Genomic DNA, 16556 nt, shown 5'->3' on the forward strand with positions numbered 1-16556 from the left:
CGTTGCAAGTAACATGTGGCGGAAATGGTACTTTCGGTCCGTTTCCCCTGATGGAAAATGGGTGAATTGTCATGGAGTGGAAATGTACCCGCTCGCATTTTGACTTCTTTGTGAAAACTGCCCTGCGGTTTTTCATTTCTCGATTCGGTTGTGTATAATACACTTCGAAAGCAAGTCAGAAAGGGTGTACGGAACATGGCATGGAACAAGATTGGCGTCGTCGGCGCCGGCACAATGGGGCAGGGCATCGCGGAGATGCTTGCAGGCAAAGGCCTGGAAGTGGTGCTCGTGGAGCGAACGAAGGAGAAACTCGATCATGCCCTGGAGCAGCTCGAGATCTCGCTCGATAAACAAATGGAAAAATGGGCCATTACACCTGTAGAGAAAAAACTCATTCTTTCGAGAATTCATAAAGAAACATCGCTGGAGAGCTTTGCAGACTGCGATCTCGTCATCGAGACGATCAGCGAGGATCTCGACCTGAAGAAGGAAGTGTTCCGCACACTCGATGCGGTATGCCCTCCGAATGTCGTTCTCGCGAGCAACACGTCGACATTGAGCTTGACGGAGCTTGCGGCAGAGACGAAACAGCCGGAGCGGGTGATCGGACTGCATTTCCTCTATCCGGTATCGAAGATTCATATGGTCGAGATTATCCGCGGCCTGCGTACGAGCGAATCGACCTTCGCCCAGACGAAGCAGTTCGTCGAGGATACGATCCAGAAGCGGGGGATTCAGGTCTACGAATCGCCGGGCTTCGTCACCACGCGCCTGATCTGCGTGCTCATCAACGAAGCGCTGCATGTACTCTCCGAGCGCGTGGCGGAAGCGGCCGATATCGACAGCGCGATGCGGATCGGCTACGATTTTCACTATGGTCCGCTCGAGATGTGCGACCGCTTCGGGCTCGACTCCGTGCTTGCCGCGATGGAACGGATGTTCCGCGAGTTCGGCGATGTGAAGTACCGCCCGGCGGTGATCCTGAAGCAAATGGTGCGAGCGGGCCACCTCGGGATGAAGACGGGACAAGGCTTCTTCCGTTATGATAAGGATGGTGACCGGATATGATCGTACTCGTAATCAACGCGGGGAGCTCCTCGCTCAAATTCCAGCTGTACCAGATGAAAGACGAGTCCGTGCTGGCCAAAGGCCGGGTGGAGCGGATCGGGATGGAATCGGCTATCGTAACCATCGAGCTGCCCGGAAGGCCCGAAGTACGCGAAGTGCGCGAGATTCTCGAGCATACGACGGCCATCCGTAAAGTGCTCGACATGATTGTGCATCCTGAGCACGGCGTGCTGAAGTCGGTCAGCGAGATCGAAGCTGTCGGTCACCGTGTCGTACACGGGGGAGAATCGTTCTCGAGCTCGGTCCTGGTGACAGAGGAAGTGAAGCAGGAGATCAAGCGCCTCTTCGACTTGGCGCCGCTGCATAACCCGGCACATATGCTCGGGATTCATGCGGTGGAGGCGAATATGCCGGAGGTGCCGCAGGCCGTCGTCTTCGATACGGCGTTCCACCAGTCGATGCCTCAGGTGTCCTACCTGTACCCGATTCCAATGGTGCTCTACAAGAAGCACAAGATCCGCCGCTACGGATTCCACGGTACCTCCCACGCATACGTCAGCGAGCGTGCGGCCCAGTTTCTCGGCCGGCCGCTGGAAGAGCTGAAGCTCGTCACCTGCCATATCGGGAACGGGGCGTCCTGCACGGCCGTGGACGGCGGCAAGTCGGTCGACACCAGCATGGGCATGACCCCGCTCGAAGGCTTGATGATGGGTACGCGCAGCGGCGACATCGATCCGGCCATCGTGCCGTTCGCGATGGGCAAGGAGGATCTGACCCTCAGCGAAGTGAATTCAATGCTCAACAAGCACAGCGGGCTGCTCGCCATCTCGAATATTTCGAGCGACATGCGGGAGATTGCCGAGGCGATGGAAGCCGGAGACCGCAGCGCCGCACTGGCCTTCGAGATGTACGAATACCGGCTGCGCAAGTATATCGGCTCCTATGCGGCAGCGATGAACGGCATCGACGCCATCGTGTTCACCGCAGGGGTCGGCGAGAATTCGGCGCTGCTGCGTGCGGCCGTATGCCGCGGGCTCAGCTTCCTCGGCATCGACTTCGATGAAGAGGCGAATGCCCGCCGAAGCCCCGATGACCGTGCGATCACGAAGTCGGGGTCGAAGGTGCAGGTGCTCGTCATTCCGACCAATGAAGAACTTGTGATCGCCCGGGATACGTATGGGTTGATTTTGAAGCGCAATGATGTAGAATAAGAAGACGGACAGGAACACCAAACGTTTGTTCTGACAAGCGGTGTTCCGGGTAATGGAGAGCGGGCTCGCCTTCCCCTTCGGGGACAGGGCCCGTTTCTCCGTCTTCCGGGGCAGATGCCCTACGCGATGATGAAGGAGGAGAAAAGATCGATGAGCCGTACATTGTGCACGATCCGCGAAGCGGGGAAGAATGTGGATCAGACCGTTACGATCGGCTGCTGGCTGCATAACATCCGCTCCAGCGGCAAGATCCGGTTCCTGCAGCTGCGGGACGGATCGGGATTTATTCAGGGTGTGGTGGTGAAGAGTGAAGTACCCGAGAGCTTGTGGGAAGATGCGGGCAAGCTGACCCAGGAGAGCTCGCTGTATGTCACGGGGATCGTCAAGGAGGATACGCGCAGCAAAGGCGGATTCGAGCTGACGGTGACGGGACTCGAGATCATCCAGGTCGCCAGTGAATATCCGATTACACCGAAGGAGCACGGGGTGGATTTCCTGATGGACCACCGTCACCTGTGGATCCGTTCGCCGCGGCAGCGGGCGATTCTGGTCGTGCGTTCCCAGATTATCCGCGCGGTACAGGAGTTCTTCGACGAACGCGGCTTCCACCTGGTGGATCCGCCGATTCTGACCCCTTCCTCCTGCGAAGGCACGACGAACCTCTTCCATACGAAGTACTTCGACGAGGACGCTTACCTGACGCAGAGCGGACAGCTCTATATGGAAGCGGCCGCGATGGCGCTGGGCCGCGTCTATTCGTTCGGACCGACCTTCCGTGCCGAGAAGTCGAAGACGCGCCGCCATCTGATCGAGTTCTGGATGATCGAGCCGGAGATGGCTTTCGTGACGCACGAGGAGAACCTGGAGATCCAGGAGCAGTTCGTATCCCATGTAATCCAGTCGGTGCTGACGAACTGCCGCAAGGAACTGGAGACGCTGGAGAGGGATATTACGAAGCTGGAGAAGATCCAGGCGCCGTTCCCGCGCATTACATACGACGAAGCGGTGGAGTTCCTGAAGAAGACTGGGCATGAATTCGAGTGGGGCGAGGACTTCGGGGCCCCGCACGAGACCGCGATCGCCCAAAGCTACGACAAGCCCGTATTCATCACGCATTATCCGACCGAGATCAAGGCCTTCTATATGAAGCCGGATCCGAACCGTCCGGAAGTCGTGCTCTGCGCGGACATGATCGCACCGGAAGGTTACGGCGAGATTATCGGAGGCAGCCAGCGGATCGACGATCCCGAGCTGATGGAGGAGCGCTTCCTGCAGCACGAGCTCTCCAAGGAAGCTTACCAGTGGTATCTCGATCTCAGAAAATACGGATCGGTGCCGCACTCGGGTTTTGGTCTCGGACTGGAACGCACGGTAGCCTGGATCTGCGGGCTCGATCATGTGCGCGAGACGATTCCGTTCCCGCGCCTGCTCAACCGTCTGTACCCTTAAGTCCCGTCGCGGCATAGAGAGGGGAGAGAGAGGGTAAGGTATGAAAGGGAGTCAAGGAACGAACAAGGAGCTGTCTGCAGCGTTATTGCTCGGATGGCAAGACGGACAGGTGGATGTGCCTTATTGGCTCCTCCAGTATTATTCGCGTCTGCGTCTGCAGGAAGCCGAGGTCATGCTGATCCTGCACGTCATGGCTTTTAAGCAGAAGGAGCACAAGGATTTTCCTACGCTGGAAGAAATTAAGTCGCGGATGTCCCTCCCGCCCGAGAAGGTCATCGCGGCGCTGCAGAAGCTTCTGAAAGAGGGTCTGCTGCAGATCGATGAGGAGATGGACCCGGCCTCAGGGGTCCACAGCGAGAAGTACAACTGGACTCCGCTGATGGAGCGGCTCGCGGAGTGCCGTCTCGATGACCTCCAGGAGGAGAAAGCAGCCAGGCGAAGCCGTCCGGGGCCCGGAATGAACGGCGAGAGCAAGAATGTGTTCACGATCTTCGAGAAGGAATTCGGCCGTCCGCTGACGCCGATGGAGCTCGAATCAATCGCCGGCTGGCTCGACAAAGACGGGCACCCTGAAGAGCTCATCCTCGCGGGGCTCAAGGAAGCGGTATTCGCCGGCAAGGTGCATTTCCGCTATATCGACCGGATTCTGCTCGAATGGCAGCGCAACCGCATCACCTCCGTGGAACAGGCGAAGGAACACTCGCAGAAGTTCCGCTCGAGATCCTGATCAACAATGAAGGGAAGCAATCGGGATACACTCCGGCTGCTCTTATGTACACAAAGACCCTCCGGCTTTTTAAGCCGGAGGGTCTTTGTGTACCAATCGGCCAAGGCTCTGAGGTGCATCAGGTTCCGAGGCAGATCTTGTATCCAAATGGGGATGAAAGCCGGATTCTACACGGTAAATCGGTTCATGAGCTCGTTCAGCTTCTCGCCCATTTGGTGCAGACGATCGGCCGCGCCGCTGACTTCATCCATATTGTGCTGGACGTTATCGGTAAGCTTCACGATTTGGGTAATGCCCTGCGACGAGTGACGCGCCGTCTCGGCCATATTGTCTACCGTGGCTGCGACTTCTTCGCTGCCCGCGGCCATCTGTTCGCCGACGGCGGACATTTCGCGGATCTGGTCGTTGATGTTCTCGAAAGTTTCGAGAATATGGCGGATCGTATTCTCCGTCGACGCCACCACCGACAGACCGCGGGAAATCTCCTGCTCCGAGAGCTGCATCGCGCTCGTCGCCTGTTCGGAGTTCATGCGGATATGTCCGATTACATCGCCGATTTTCTGGGCGGATTCGCCGGATTGGGTGGCAAGCTTGCGGATCTCGCTGGCAACGACCGCGAACCCTTTGCCTTGTTCGCCGGCGCGGGCGGCCTCGATGCCGGCGTTCAGCGCCAGCATGTTGGTCTGCTCCGAGATGCCGCGGATTGACTGGATGAAACCGCTGATTTCTTGCGTGCGGCCGACCAGCTCGTGAATCGTGGCGGTTAACGTTCCGAAGGTCTCGCGGATGCGTCCCATCTGGGTATTCATGCCCGAGAGGTCCTCGCGGGAACGGACGGCGACACCGGCCGCTTCGGAGGAAGCATCGGTCGCCGCCGTGGAGGTCTCCGCGATCCGGAGGATGCCCTGCGACATTTCGTCAACGGCCTTGGCGCTTTCGGATGCCGCAACGGACTGCGTCTGCATACCGGAATCCATCGTCTGCAGATTCTGAAGAATGCGGGCATAATCCTTCCGCGTATTATCCATCTGCTGCTGCACAATCTCGATCGAGTCATTTAACTGGAGAGAAGTCATCTTCACTTGCGAGACGAGCTGCTGCAGCGCTTCCCGCATCCCGTTCATCGGCACGCCGAAGCGCTGCAGGGCACCGAGTTCATCCATCCGGATGTCCTTGGTCAGATCGCCCTTGGCAATGGTGGAGATGAAGCCTTCGATCTCGCGGAACGGCTTGGCGTATGCCGCAAAATTGAAAATCCCGACCACGGTTGTCCCCAAGCCTACGAGCACCAGCATGCTCAAATGATCCCAAGACACAAGAGACTTTCCGGATACAAGCGAATTCACCAGAACCGCCCCCAGGCCGATCGTCACCCCTTGGCCGAAGGTTCGAAAGCAATACTTCACCAACGTCTTCGTAATCTCTTTATTACTGTCCATACCTTTTCTCACTCCTCACGGTTAGTATGTAAGTTCAGTGGCTCCCTATGTTTCGCAGCCATTTCCCGTCTCCGCCACGGCCCGTGCATGCGGAAGCCGGCACCCAAAAAAAATAACGAGCTCATGTAACCTTTTATCGGCGAGGTCCGTCTATTATATTAGTAATGTAACATTTTGCCATTTTAAGAGAATGGCAGATTCCGATTTGGAGGAAATACCGGAGGAGGATGTTCATGATTTCATGGCTGCGGAGAAAAGAAGCCACGGCGAAGTCCGGGGAATCCACAGCTTCCGGAACGCAGACCGCAGACGGGCCGCAGGATGCGCTGCCCGGTATGCCGGATCCGGCCATCGGGGAGGAAGAGCGCCCGGAGATCGATACGAGCCTTCCGCTGTTGACCGTCAGAGGAGTAGAAAGGTCCTTCCAGGTAGGAGGGGCGCCTCTGCATGTGCTCAAGGGGATCAATATGGAGCTCTATCCGCTCCAGCTCGTGATGCTCAAGGGTCGGTCGGGCTCGGGCAAGACTACGCTGCTCAATCTTATTGGGGGGCTCGATCAGCCGAACCGGGGAGAGATCCTTTTCAAGGACCACCCGTTTCACAGCAGCAGCGACGACAAGCGGACGTACATACGAAGACAAGAAATCGGCTTTATTTTTCAATCATTTGCCCTTATGCCCCTCTTGTCCGCTTGGGAGAACGTCGAATTGTCGCTGCGGATGGCAGGTGTGCCGCGGAGCCAGTGGAAGGCGAGGATTGCCCACTGCCTGGAGCTCGTAGGGCTGACCAAACGAATGCATCACCGCCCCTTCGAGCTGTCGGGCGGCGAGCAGCAGCGGGTGGCGATCGCAAAGGCGATTGCCCACAAGCCGAGTCTGCTGCTGGCGGACGAGCCGACGGCGGAGCTGGATTCACAGATGGGCGCGCAGATCATGGCGGTATTCCGGGAGATCATCCGCTCGGAGCGCACCACGATCTGCATGACAACACATGATCCGACAATAATGGAGGTTGCCGACCGTGTATTCGAAATGGTGGATGGAAAATTTGTCGGCAGGGACGCAGGCTGACCGCGGGGGAACCGGCAATAGGGCCCGCCTGGGCAGGTCCCTGCTCATTGCTTGTCTGGCGGGAACGCTGGCCGTGACGTCCGGCTGCTCGCTGCTGCCGAAGGAAGAAGAGGAGGAGGCGCTGCCGGCGATCAAACCGCCTCAGCTCTCGAAGAAGCCGGAATACGAGGTGAAGACGCAGACGCTGGAGACGAAGGTGCGAGGCTCCGGGAAGCTGATGGCTACAGTGGAGGAAGATCTGTACTTCACCGATGAAGACAACCGCCGCATTAAGAACATCGCCGTGAAGACGGGCGATCAGGTGCAGGCGGGGCAGCTCATCGCCGAGCTCGACGTGACGGAGCAGGAGAGCCAGCTGAAGCAGAAACAGCTGCAGACCCGCAAGGATGAACTCACGATGATCGAATCGCTGCGCAAAGCCGACGAGATGACGACGGAGGAGCTCGAGAAAGCGAAGATCGACTTCGAGCTGAAGCGCGAGGAGCTCGGCAAGCTGGAGAAGACCATTGCCGGTGCGAAGCTGATGGCCCCCTACGGCGGCACGATCGTGTCCGTATCCCTGAAGAAAGGCGATACGGCCAAGGCTTATGACGCCGTCGCCAAAATCGCCGACCTCTCCCAGCTTACGGTCGCAGCCACGCTCAGCGCGGACGATCTCAAGAAAGTGGCCGTAGGCATGGAAGCGCTGGTGGATATCAACGCGGCCGGCCAGCACAAGGGCAAAATTCTGCGTCTGCCTGCACCGAAGGAAGAGAACGCGGGCGGCGGGGGCGGTGAAGGCCAGTCTGGCGGAAGCGGGGATTCGAAGCCCGACTCCATCGACAATTACATGCTGGTTGCCTTGGATCCATTCCCGCAGGGGCTCGACCGAGGACGGCCTCTTAGCGTGCAGGTTATCATCCAGCGCAAGGAGAATGCCGTCACGATTCCCGCCGCGGCGCTGCGTTCGTACGCCGGACGCAACTATGTGCAGGTGGTGGACGAGAAGGGTTCGAAGCGCGAGGTCGATGTGGAGATCGGCCAGCAGACAGCGACGGATGTCGAGATCCTGAAAGGGCTGACGCCGGGACAGAAAGTAGTGGGCCGCTGATGCTGATGCTCCGGTTTCTGTTCCGCAAGATGTGGAATACGCGCTGGCTGACACTGAGTACGCTCGCCGGCCTGATCATGGCGGTCGCTTTCACCACATCGATTCCCATGTACGCGGACGGCTCGTTGAAGCGGGTCGTCGCGAAGTCGCTCGAGGAGAAGAGCAGCGGCCTGCCGGCAGGCTCCATCATGGTCCGTTACCAGGCGGCCGGCGGCGAGAAGGCGGACCTCGCTGCCTTCGAGGATGCGGACGGCTATATCCGCGACGAGCTGCCGGCGGAGATAGGGTTCCCGCATTCCGCTTATGTCCGCAGCCTGTCGATCCGCCCCTCCCAGCTGACGCCGGAGGACCCTTCGAAGGTCGATCCGAGCAAGCGCCGGCAGATGACGCTGATGACCCAGAACGGCCTGCAGGAACAGGCCGAGCTGACGCTCGGACAGTGGCCGGCGGACCAGCCGCAGGGCGGGATCATCGAAGTGGCGCTTCTGGAAGAAGCCTTGTACCGGGCTGACGTGCACATCGGAGATGTGTTCTCTTACCCGATATCCGGAGGGAACGGCATCGCGCCGGTCAAGGTGAAGATCGCCGGTGCCTTCAAGCCGAAAACCGAAGGTGATCCTTACTGGTATCAGGGCACGGAGGGGCTGCTCAGCTCTCTGTTCATGAGCGAAGCTGGCTTCCAGGATTACATACTGAAGAACAAGAAAATCCCGCTGAACCTGGCGAACTGGTACTACGCGTTTGATCTCAAGAATATCCAGACGAGCGATCTCTCGCCGCTTGAAGGGAAGCTGGAGCGCCTTGACATCGTGCTCTTCCAGAAGCTGAAGAACACCCGGGTGGATGTATCGTTCATCCCGCTCCTGCAGGAGTTCAAGGTGCAGAGCCTGCAGCTGCAGCTGCTGCTCTTCACGCTGGCTGCTCCGATGATCGCCATGGTGTTCTATTACATCGTGATGAATGCCCGCCAGTCGCTGGAACGGCAGCAGACGGTCATTGCCGTTATCCGCAGCCGCGGCGGCAGCACCAGGCAGATTATTTGGATTTATCTGCTCGAAGGGCTGCTGCTCGGCGGCACGGCGATGGCGCTCGGACCGCTGCTCGGCTGGTTCATGGCCAAGAGCATCGGGTCTTCCAGCGGATTCCTGGCCTTCGTCGACCGCAAGGACGTCCCTGTCGGTCTGTCGGCCGAGGCGCTGCTCTACGGAGGGGCCGCGGTAGTGATCGCCCTGCTTGCGAGCGTTATTCCTGCGGTGGTCTATGCGCGGGCTTCCATCGTGTCCTACAAGCAGAAGCTGGCGAGATCCGACCGCAAGCCCTTCTGGCAGCGCTGGTTCCTGGATGTACTGCTGCTCGGCCTTGTGGGCTACGGTTACTATTTGTTCGCCCAGCGGCAGGATCTGTTCCGGACTACGGGCATGACGACCGACCAGCTGTCGGTTCACCCGCTGCTCTTCTTCATCCCGGCGCTGTCGATCATCGCGCTGGGGCTGTTCTTCCTGCGGGTGTTCCCGTGGCTGCTGCGCTTCGGCAATTGGCTCGGGAAGCGGCTGCTGCCGGTTCCCGTCTATTTGACGCTGACGCAGCTGTCCCGCTCATCCACAGCTTATTATCCGCTGATGCTGCTCCTGATCTTAACGCTCGGGCTCGGCGTCTACAACGCTTCCGCCGCGCGAACCATCGATCTCAACTCGACGGACCGGATTCATTACGCGTACGGCACCGACGTGGTACTGCGTGCGGATTGGGAAGCCGTTCCGCTGGAACTGCCGCAGGTGCCGCAGACCGGAGGCGGTCAAGGGCAGGGCCAGGGCGGCAGCGGAGGCGGCCAAGGGGGTAACGCAGGCGGCCAAGGCGGTAACGGCGGCGGTCAGGGCCAGGGCGGCGGCGGACAGCCGGGAGCCGGGGGCGAGAACCAGCCGGTGAAGATGCGCTACATCGAGCCGCCGTTCGCCTTGTTCCGCGAGCTGGAGGGCGTGCAGCATGCGGCGCGTGTACTGACCGCGAAGGGCAACGTCGTGCTCTCGGGCAAGACGCTCGGGCAGGGCGTGCTTATGGGGATCGACAATGTCGACTTCGCCGAGGTCGCCTGGTTCCGTCCCGATTTGTTCAAGACGCACCCGAACCACTATTTGAATCTGCTAGGGGAGTACGAACAGGCCGTCATCATTCCGGACTCCTTTGCGGAGAAGCATCATCTGAAACCGGGCGATCTGCTCAATATCACGGTCTCCCAGCAGTCCGTGGAATTCATCGTCGTAGCCACCGTACCTTACTGGCCGAGCCAGTATCCGGACGAGACGCCTTTCTTCATCGCGAATCTCGATTATGTGTTCGATCAGGCGCCGGTTACGCCGTACGACGTATGGCTGAAGATGGACGAGGGTGCGAAGGTGGCGCCGCTGATCGAAGAGCTGGGCGCGAAGAAGGTGGGGATCGCGACAGTCAAGGATGTGCGCAACGAGCTTATCCTCCAGAAGAAGCATCCGGCGCGCGGCGGAGTCTTCGGGATTCTGAGCCTCGGCTTCCTGGTCTCGGCCCTCGTCTCTCTTATCGGCTACATTCTGTATTGGTTCTTCAACCTGAGCTCCCGCGTCGTCCAGTTCGGCGTGCTGCGGGCAATGGGGCTCTCGCGGCGCCAGCTGACGGGGATGCTGCTCCTCGAGCAGCTTTTCACGGCGGGCCTTGCGATCGGTCTCGGCTTCGGCATCGGGAAGCTGACAAGCTACCTGTTCCTGCCATTCCTGCAGACGGCGGAGAACGTGAAGACCCAGGTGCCGCCGTTCCGTGTCGTGTTCGATACGAGGGATACGAGCCAGCTGTATGTCGTGGTAGGGGTCATGATGCTCACCGGAGCCATACTCCTGCTGCTGCAGATCCGCCGTCTGCGCGTACATCAGGCCGTGAAGCTCGGAGAGGAGAAGTGAGTCCGTGATCCACTGCGAAGGACTGGTCAAAATCTACAAAACCGACGACATCGAGGTCGTCGCACTGCAGGGGCTGAACATCTCCGTCGCCCAAGGCGAGATGATGGCGATTATCGGCAACAGCGGCAGCGGCAAATCGACGCTGCTCAATATTCTGGGCGGCCTCGACCGCCCGTCCGCAGGCCAGGTACAGGTGGGCGAGTGGAACCTGCTCAAGATCTCCGATGAGGAGCTCGTGCAGTACAAGCGCCGTACCGTCGGGTTCATCTGGCAGAATAACGCCCGCAATCTCGTGCCGTACCTGACGGCGCTCGAGAATGTGGAGATGCCGATGATGCTCAGCGGCTCCTTCGACCGGGCGTATGCCAAACAGCTGCTGGAGTGGGTCGGCCTCAAGGAGCGGATGAACAACAAGCTCCAGCAGCTCTCCGGGGGGGAGCAGCAGCGGGTGGCGATCGCCATTGCGCTGGCCAACCGCCCGGCGATGCTGCTGGCCGACGAGCCTACCGGCTCGGTCGACACCCGGACCTCCGACCTCATCATGGATATCTTCCGCCGGATGAATACGGAGCTCGGCGTCACCGTGGTCATCGTCACGCACGATATGGCGCTGGCGGGCAAGGTGGACCGTGTCGTGGCGATCCGCGACGGCATGACGAGCACGGAGTTCATCAAGCGCAACCCGAGCCTGGACGAAGCGGAGGCGGAAGCCGCTGCCTCGATGGGCGTCCATGAGGAGTATGTGGTGCTCGACCGGGCCGGCCGCCTGCAGATTCCAAGAGCCTATCTGACGGCGCTCGGGATCGAAGGGAAGGCATCGATGGAGTTCGACGGCGAGAAGATCATCATCCGGACGCCGAAGGCAATCGATTGATTGGGATTCGGCATAAGCCAGTTACGATACGAATCCCCTATTTCGGTATCTCTATCCTTCATGTATTCTAAATCAAAGGAGCTGTACCATGAATTCCACTATGAAACGGGGCGCCCTGCTGTCCCTGAGCGTATTAATGACGCTGCCTCTGGCCGCTTGTATGAACCAGGGAGGCAAAGACAACGAAACCAAAAGAACCCTGCGGATCGGCACGATGAACTTCAGCCCGAATGACGATTATTTCCGTCAGCGGTTTACGGAACTGTACGAATTTGCGAACAAGAACATCGAGGTCGAGATGGTTCCTCTGATGGACGAAAGCCAGATGTACGGCAACCAGCCGAAGGAGGGCGAGAAGCAGAAGAGCCCGATGGAAGTGATGAAGGAGAAGCTGACGGGCGACAATCCGCCGGACGTGGTGATGGTGAACTACGAGCAGATCCCCGAGCTCGTGGAGAACAACCTGCTGACACAGCTCGACCCGCTGATTACGAAGGACAAGTTCGATACGAGCGATATGGTGCCTGCCGTTATCGAAGGGATCAAGAAGGTCGGGGACGGCAAAATTTTCGCGCTGTCGCCGCTCTTCAGCTCCTCTGCGCTTGCTTATAACAAGAAGATGTTCGAGGAAGCCGGCGTTCCTTATCCCACCGATAAGATGACCTGGGAGCAGGTCTTCGAGCTGGCGCGCCGCGTGGCGAAAGGGGAAGGGAAAGACCGTAAATACGGCTTCGCATTCTCCACTTACGGCGGCGATGCGTACTACGCTTCCCAGATTTATTCGGCTCCGCTGCAGCTTAAGATGATTGACGACGCCGGAGAGAAAATGACTGTCGACACGGATCAGTGGGAGAAGGTCTGGAAGACGATCCAAGGCCTGCAGACCGAGAAGCTCGTTGCCGACCCTGCTGAGCAGGAGAAAATGCGGCAGCAGATGATGCAGGGCGGCAGCCCGGAAGATTACAGCCCCTTCCAGGGAGATGATTTTCTCTCAAACAAAGTGGCGATGGCCGTCATCAACTACCATCAGATCGACAATATACTCAATGCCATGAAGAATGCGCAGAACTACAAGGGCTTCACGCCGTTCGATTGGGATGTCGTGACGCTGCCGGTTCACCCGGAAGCGCCTGACGTGGGGGGGAGCATCTGGATGGAAGGGCTGATGGGGGTCAACAGCAAGGCTCAGAACCCGGATGACGCGTGGGATTTCATCAAATTCGTCAACGGGGAAGACTGGGCCCGTCTCAAGGCAGGCAGCCAGAGCACCCTCGTCTCCCGTCAGAAGTATATCAAGCAGAAGGAGGGGGCGCAGTACAACATCAAGGCGTTCACGACGCTGCTGCCGGTGACGAGCACGGAGAACTCCAGGATTTATATGGAGAAACCTTACCTCGGACAGGTGACGGGCCTCGGCCAGATGAAATTCCAGGAAGTGCTGAACGGCAAGCTGCAGGTGCGGGAGGCCTTGAAGCAGTGGCAGACCGAAGGGGATGCGATGCTGCAGAAGCTCAAGGAAAACCCGAACGCGCAGCTGGACATGGGGATGGGCAAGTAACCAGGGGAGCTTTAGACAATCATGCGTTACTCACAGGGAGGTAGCATCCAGATGAAACCTAGAAGAACGTCTTACCGTACCGGCGTCATGCTCATTGCAGCGGCGCTGACACTGGGAGCGGCCCTGCCGGGCTTTGCGGCGGAGGGGGGCGGAACGTCCGCTCCCGCCGCCGGATCGGCAGCGGTCCTCTCGCTCGGGAGCGCGCCGCCGATCGGTCAGGTGAAGATGAACGACAGCGCTTATTTTGAACTGAAGAACTTGACGATGCTGCCGGAGCCCGGCAACCGTACCGTCACGTTCACGGTAACGGTACATAACGACGGAGACAGTGAACTGCTCTTCATCGATTATTGGGTACGCCTGCGTACGAAGAACGGGCAGCAGATCTCCGTACGGCTGCTGCCGCAGGATAAAGAGAAGAACCGGATCACTGCGAAGTCCAGCGAGGATATCTCGTTCTATGCGACTGTCAACGAGAAGACCCTGCTGAGCGATCTCGTGTTCGACTTCATCAAGTGGGATTTCTCGCAGCCGAATTTCGAGCGCAAGATCGGCGATATCGCCGTCCCGGACGCTTACAGCGTGGTCACGCCTGCCGGTACATCGCATACGGTCGATATGGCGGGCAATCCGGTAAGCTCATCGGTGAAGAAAGTGCTGCTGAGCAAGAACGAGAAGAATTATACGCCGACGGTGGTGCTGACGCTCGAGAATACGGGCACCCGGAGTGCAGCCCTGCCCGCTTACCAATTTCTTCTGAAAACCTCCGAAGGCTATATGTATCCGCTGGACGCCAAAGGGGTTAAGGATCTTGTGATCAATCCCAAGGTAAGCAAGGATATCGATCTGACGGGCTCTGTGCCGAACACCGTATCGACGGAGGGATGGCAGCTCGTGATCGTCCAGAATGCGGCGGACCTCAAGCTGAACCTGCCGGTGGCCTTCTATGCCCTGCCGGATGTGACGAAGTCAGATGGGGGGGATACGGGCAAGGAGTACAGCTTCACCAACGAGGAGGGCACCTATACGGCGCAGCTGAATACCGTCCAGCGCCTTCCTTGGGAGGACGAGGATCTGCTGACGGCGGGCATCACGCTGACGAACAAGGGGCCGGAGTCGCTGCCGATTCCAGAGCTGGCCGGTTACTTCATGCTGGAGGATAAAGTAAAGGTGGAGGCCAAGCTCGTGCGCACGGACAAAGTGATCGGGCTGGCGCCTAGCGGCGGGGCTTCGTTCCAGTTCGTCGGCAAGATTCCCTACACGTATGAGTTCGGCAAGGTGAAGCTGGTGCTGCAGGAGAAAAAAGGGACGGGTACGGGCACCACCGGCACGGATGGAAGCAAGCCGGAGTCGGGCGGCGAGACGAGCGATCTGCTGGAGTTCACGCACCGTTCCGAGCTCATGAGCATTCCGTATATCAACAAAGGCGAAACGTACAAGAATACGGCGATCGGACGGAGTATGAATTACAAGATCCGGTCGGTAACGACGTATCCCGGCGAAACGGCCGATACCTTGACGACACTGCTGGAGGTAACGAATACGGAGAAGCGGTTCGCCGATATCGCTAAGCTGGTAGCCCAGTTCAAGACATCGGACGGTACCGTCTTCCCGGCCGCCGTGTCGGAGGTCAAGACCAAGGTGGGGCCGGGCAATCCTGCGCTGGTCATGCTGTCGGCGACGATACCCAAAGGATCCCCATCGGTCGGCATGCACGTGCTGATCGGCGATGCCGTGACAGGCGATGCGCTGGCGGAGGGCGAGGAGAAGAAACCCGAGGCTTATGTCAATGCGGCTGCCTTTTGGCTTCCAACGGAGAATTTCATTGTTCAGGATAACCTGAAGAACATTGCCCTGGATCCGTATGAACTTACCTTCAGCAATGTCCGCACGAAGATGAACGAAACGGGTATCCAGCTGCTGTTCGATTATGACCTGAAGAAGAAGGAGCAGGCGGTAGTCAATATGGAAGGCCGCAAGATTGTGATCGAAGTGGTGGACGAAGCAGGCAAGTTTAAGTTCTCCCAGGAATATGATGGTAAAGATTTGGAAGGCACGGCTGCGAAGGAAGGCGGCTCGGCCGTACAGAACGATGCGTCGTCCGGGACGATGACGGTCGGTTCGCACAAAGACCGAAAGATCGATGTACCCGACCCCAACGCCATTTATAGCATATCGTTTATCAAAAACTATAAGTTCAATGTCTACGACTCGTTTAAGGGCCAAAAGAAGCTGATCGCCTCCAAGTCGATCCAGTGGTTTACGACCATGGAATAGCCGTTCACAGATTCTTAATGAGTGCTCACGAAACTTTTTCAGCCGCTGCTGCGTAAACACGTAGCAGCGGTATTTTTTGGTAAAAGGGTCGGGAAGTGGCGGGGGTAGGCAGGGGAGAGCATTAGTCAAATTGAGGTTAAATTTAGGTTAATTTTCGAGGAAGATATTGACAGTCCGCTTTAATGTGAATTATGTTATTAACGTTAACAACTTTATTAACGATCATAACATCGAATGTCAAGGAGAATGGAATGAACAGACCGCCCCATGCGCAGACCTTTAGCGAGGTTCGCCAAGCTTTCAGCAACCACATGTCCCTCTCATTTGAATCCGAAGGCTTCTCCCCGCTTGTAGGCAGGATCTTTGCCCTGCTTCTCTTCTCGAAAGACCCCATGAGCCTGCAGGAGTTAGCCGAGCACCTCGGCGTCACAAAGGCGGCTGTCAGCGTTCAGGTCAGGGCTCTGGAGAGGCACTGCATGTGCCAGAAGGTGCCGACCGGCAAAGACCGCCGCGATTATTACTACATAGCGGACGATTTCAGTCTGACCACCATGAGAACCAATAAACTGAAGATTCAATCCATCAAGACGCAGTGCGACGCGCTGCTCGGCTCGCTCGGCGCAATCGGCAGCATTACACAGGAAGATAGGCCGGCGCTCGAAGCGTCCAAACGCCGGTTCATGGAAATGTCGGCGATGTACCATCTGCTGCTGTCTCGTCTCGAGGGCCTCGAAGAGGAGTGGATCAGCCTGAGGAGTCGACTGCTCCAGGAGGAGAGCGCAAGTCCGGAAACATCGTAGAGCGGGGACATGGGCCCGTATGAAGATTCCAGAATCATTTTCCATTTTTATCAGCCGTATTTGAAG

General features: G+C 58.2%; 12 protein-coding genes. 11 read left to right on the forward strand and 1 reads right to left on the reverse strand.

Annotation, left to right across the window (positions count from 1 at the left end; translation table 11 throughout):
* The first annotated feature begins 150 nt into the window (after positions 1-150).
* The 4 genes from O9H32_RS04940 (at position 151) to O9H32_RS04955 (ending at position 4455) form a co-directional block, all read left to right on the forward strand.
* On the forward strand, positions 151-1068 hold the full coding sequence (locus tag O9H32_RS04940; protein ID WP_269864758.1) for a 3-hydroxyacyl-CoA dehydrogenase family protein: 918 nt from the start codon (positions 151-153) through the stop codon (positions 1066-1068).
* Positions 1065-2279: an acetate kinase gene (locus O9H32_RS04945; protein WP_269864759.1), complete on the forward strand. Its 1215-nt coding sequence runs from the start codon at positions 1065-1067 to the stop codon at positions 2277-2279. The genes O9H32_RS04940 and O9H32_RS04945 overlap by 4 nt, the downstream gene beginning before the upstream one ends.
* Before the next feature lie 150 nt (positions 2280-2429).
* Positions 2430-3728: an asparagine--tRNA ligase gene (gene asnS, locus O9H32_RS04950; protein ID WP_269864760.1), complete on the forward strand. Its 1299-nt coding sequence runs from the start codon at positions 2430-2432 to the stop codon at positions 3726-3728.
* A gap of 40 nt (positions 3729-3768) precedes the next feature.
* Positions 3769-4455: a DnaD domain protein gene (locus O9H32_RS04955; protein ID WP_269864761.1), complete on the forward strand. Its 687-nt coding sequence runs from the start codon at positions 3769-3771 to the stop codon at positions 4453-4455.
* A gap of 167 nt (positions 4456-4622) precedes the next feature.
* Here the strand turns inward: O9H32_RS04955 and O9H32_RS04960 are convergent, their stop codons facing one another.
* Positions 4623-5894 carry a methyl-accepting chemotaxis protein gene (locus O9H32_RS04960; RefSeq protein WP_269864762.1) on the reverse strand — a complete coding sequence of 424 codons (1272 nt, stop codon included), beginning with the start codon at positions 5892-5894 and terminating at the stop codon, positions 4623-4625.
* A 335-nt stretch (positions 5895-6229) separates the two neighbouring features.
* On the opposite strand from O9H32_RS04960, the gene O9H32_RS04965 reads away from it, so the two are divergent.
* The 7 genes from O9H32_RS04965 to O9H32_RS04995 all read left to right on the forward strand — a co-directional run bounded on the left by O9H32_RS04965 (position 6230) and on the right by O9H32_RS04995 (position 16490).
* Entirely contained in the window at positions 6230-6964 is a 735-nt protein-coding gene (locus O9H32_RS04965; RefSeq protein WP_406627258.1) for an ABC transporter ATP-binding protein, read from the forward strand.
* Positions 6933-8054 carry an efflux RND transporter periplasmic adaptor subunit gene (locus O9H32_RS04970; protein WP_269864764.1) on the forward strand — a complete coding sequence of 374 codons (1122 nt, stop codon included), beginning with the start codon at positions 6933-6935 and terminating at the stop codon, positions 8052-8054. The genes O9H32_RS04965 and O9H32_RS04970 overlap by 32 nt, the downstream gene beginning before the upstream one ends.
* On the forward strand, positions 8054-10981 hold the full coding sequence (locus tag O9H32_RS04975; protein ID WP_269864765.1) for an ABC transporter permease: 2928 nt from the start codon (positions 8054-8056) through the stop codon (positions 10979-10981). The genes O9H32_RS04970 and O9H32_RS04975 overlap by 1 nt, the downstream gene beginning before the upstream one ends.
* 4 nt (positions 10982-10985) lie before the next feature.
* Entirely contained in the window at positions 10986-11855 is an 870-nt protein-coding gene (locus tag O9H32_RS04980; RefSeq protein ID WP_269864766.1) for an ABC transporter ATP-binding protein, read from the forward strand.
* Positions 11856-11943: 88 nt separating this feature from the next.
* Positions 11944-13413 carry an ABC transporter substrate-binding protein gene (locus O9H32_RS04985; RefSeq protein WP_269864767.1) on the forward strand — a complete coding sequence of 490 codons (1470 nt, stop codon included), beginning with the start codon at positions 11944-11946 and terminating at the stop codon, positions 13411-13413.
* A 51-nt stretch (positions 13414-13464) separates the two neighbouring features.
* The gene (locus O9H32_RS04990; RefSeq protein ID WP_269864768.1) at positions 13465-15690 is read left to right on the forward strand and encodes a hypothetical protein; all 2226 of its coding nucleotides are present in this window, start codon (positions 13465-13467) and stop codon (positions 15688-15690) included.
* A 251-nt stretch (positions 15691-15941) separates the two neighbouring features.
* On the forward strand, positions 15942-16490 hold the full coding sequence (locus O9H32_RS04995) for a GbsR/MarR family transcriptional regulator (RefSeq protein WP_269864769.1): 549 nt from the start codon (positions 15942-15944) through the stop codon (positions 16488-16490).
* Positions 16491-16556 lie beyond the last annotated feature (66 nt).

Origin of the sequence: Paenibacillus caseinilyticus (genome assembly GCF_027533645.1) — a bacterium.
Classification (GTDB): domain Bacteria; phylum Bacillota; class Bacilli; order Paenibacillales; family NBRC-103111; genus Paenibacillus_G; species Paenibacillus_G caseinilyticus.

Bases quoted from the DNA above. Each gene is read 5' to 3' on its own strand.
- O9H32_RS04945 (WP_269864759.1), top strand. From the start codon at position 1,065: ATGATCGTACTCGTAATCAACGCGGGGAGCTCCTCGCTCAAATTCCAG.
- asnS (WP_269864760.1), top strand. From the start codon at position 2,430: ATGAGCCGTACATTGTGCACGATCCGCGAAGCGGGGAAGAATGTGGAT.
- O9H32_RS04955 (WP_269864761.1), top strand. From the start codon at position 3,769: ATGAAAGGGAGTCAAGGAACGAACAAGGAGCTGTCTGCAGCGTTATTG.
- O9H32_RS04960 (WP_269864762.1), bottom strand. From the start codon at position 5,894: ATGGACAGTAATAAAGAGATTACGAAGACGTTGGTGAAGTATTGCTTT.
- O9H32_RS04965 (WP_406627258.1), top strand. From the start codon at position 6,230: ATGCCGGATCCGGCCATCGGGGAGGAAGAGCGCCCGGAGATCGATACG.
- O9H32_RS04970 (WP_269864764.1), top strand. From the start codon at position 6,933: ATGGAAAATTTGTCGGCAGGGACGCAGGCTGACCGCGGGGGAACCGGC.
- O9H32_RS04975 (WP_269864765.1), top strand. From the start codon at position 8,054: ATGCTGATGCTCCGGTTTCTGTTCCGCAAGATGTGGAATACGCGCTGG.
- O9H32_RS04985 (WP_269864767.1), top strand. From the start codon at position 11,944: ATGAATTCCACTATGAAACGGGGCGCCCTGCTGTCCCTGAGCGTATTA.
- O9H32_RS04990 (WP_269864768.1), top strand. From the start codon at position 13,465: ATGAAACCTAGAAGAACGTCTTACCGTACCGGCGTCATGCTCATTGCA.
- O9H32_RS04995 (WP_269864769.1), top strand. From the start codon at position 15,942: ATGAACAGACCGCCCCATGCGCAGACCTTTAGCGAGGTTCGCCAAGCT.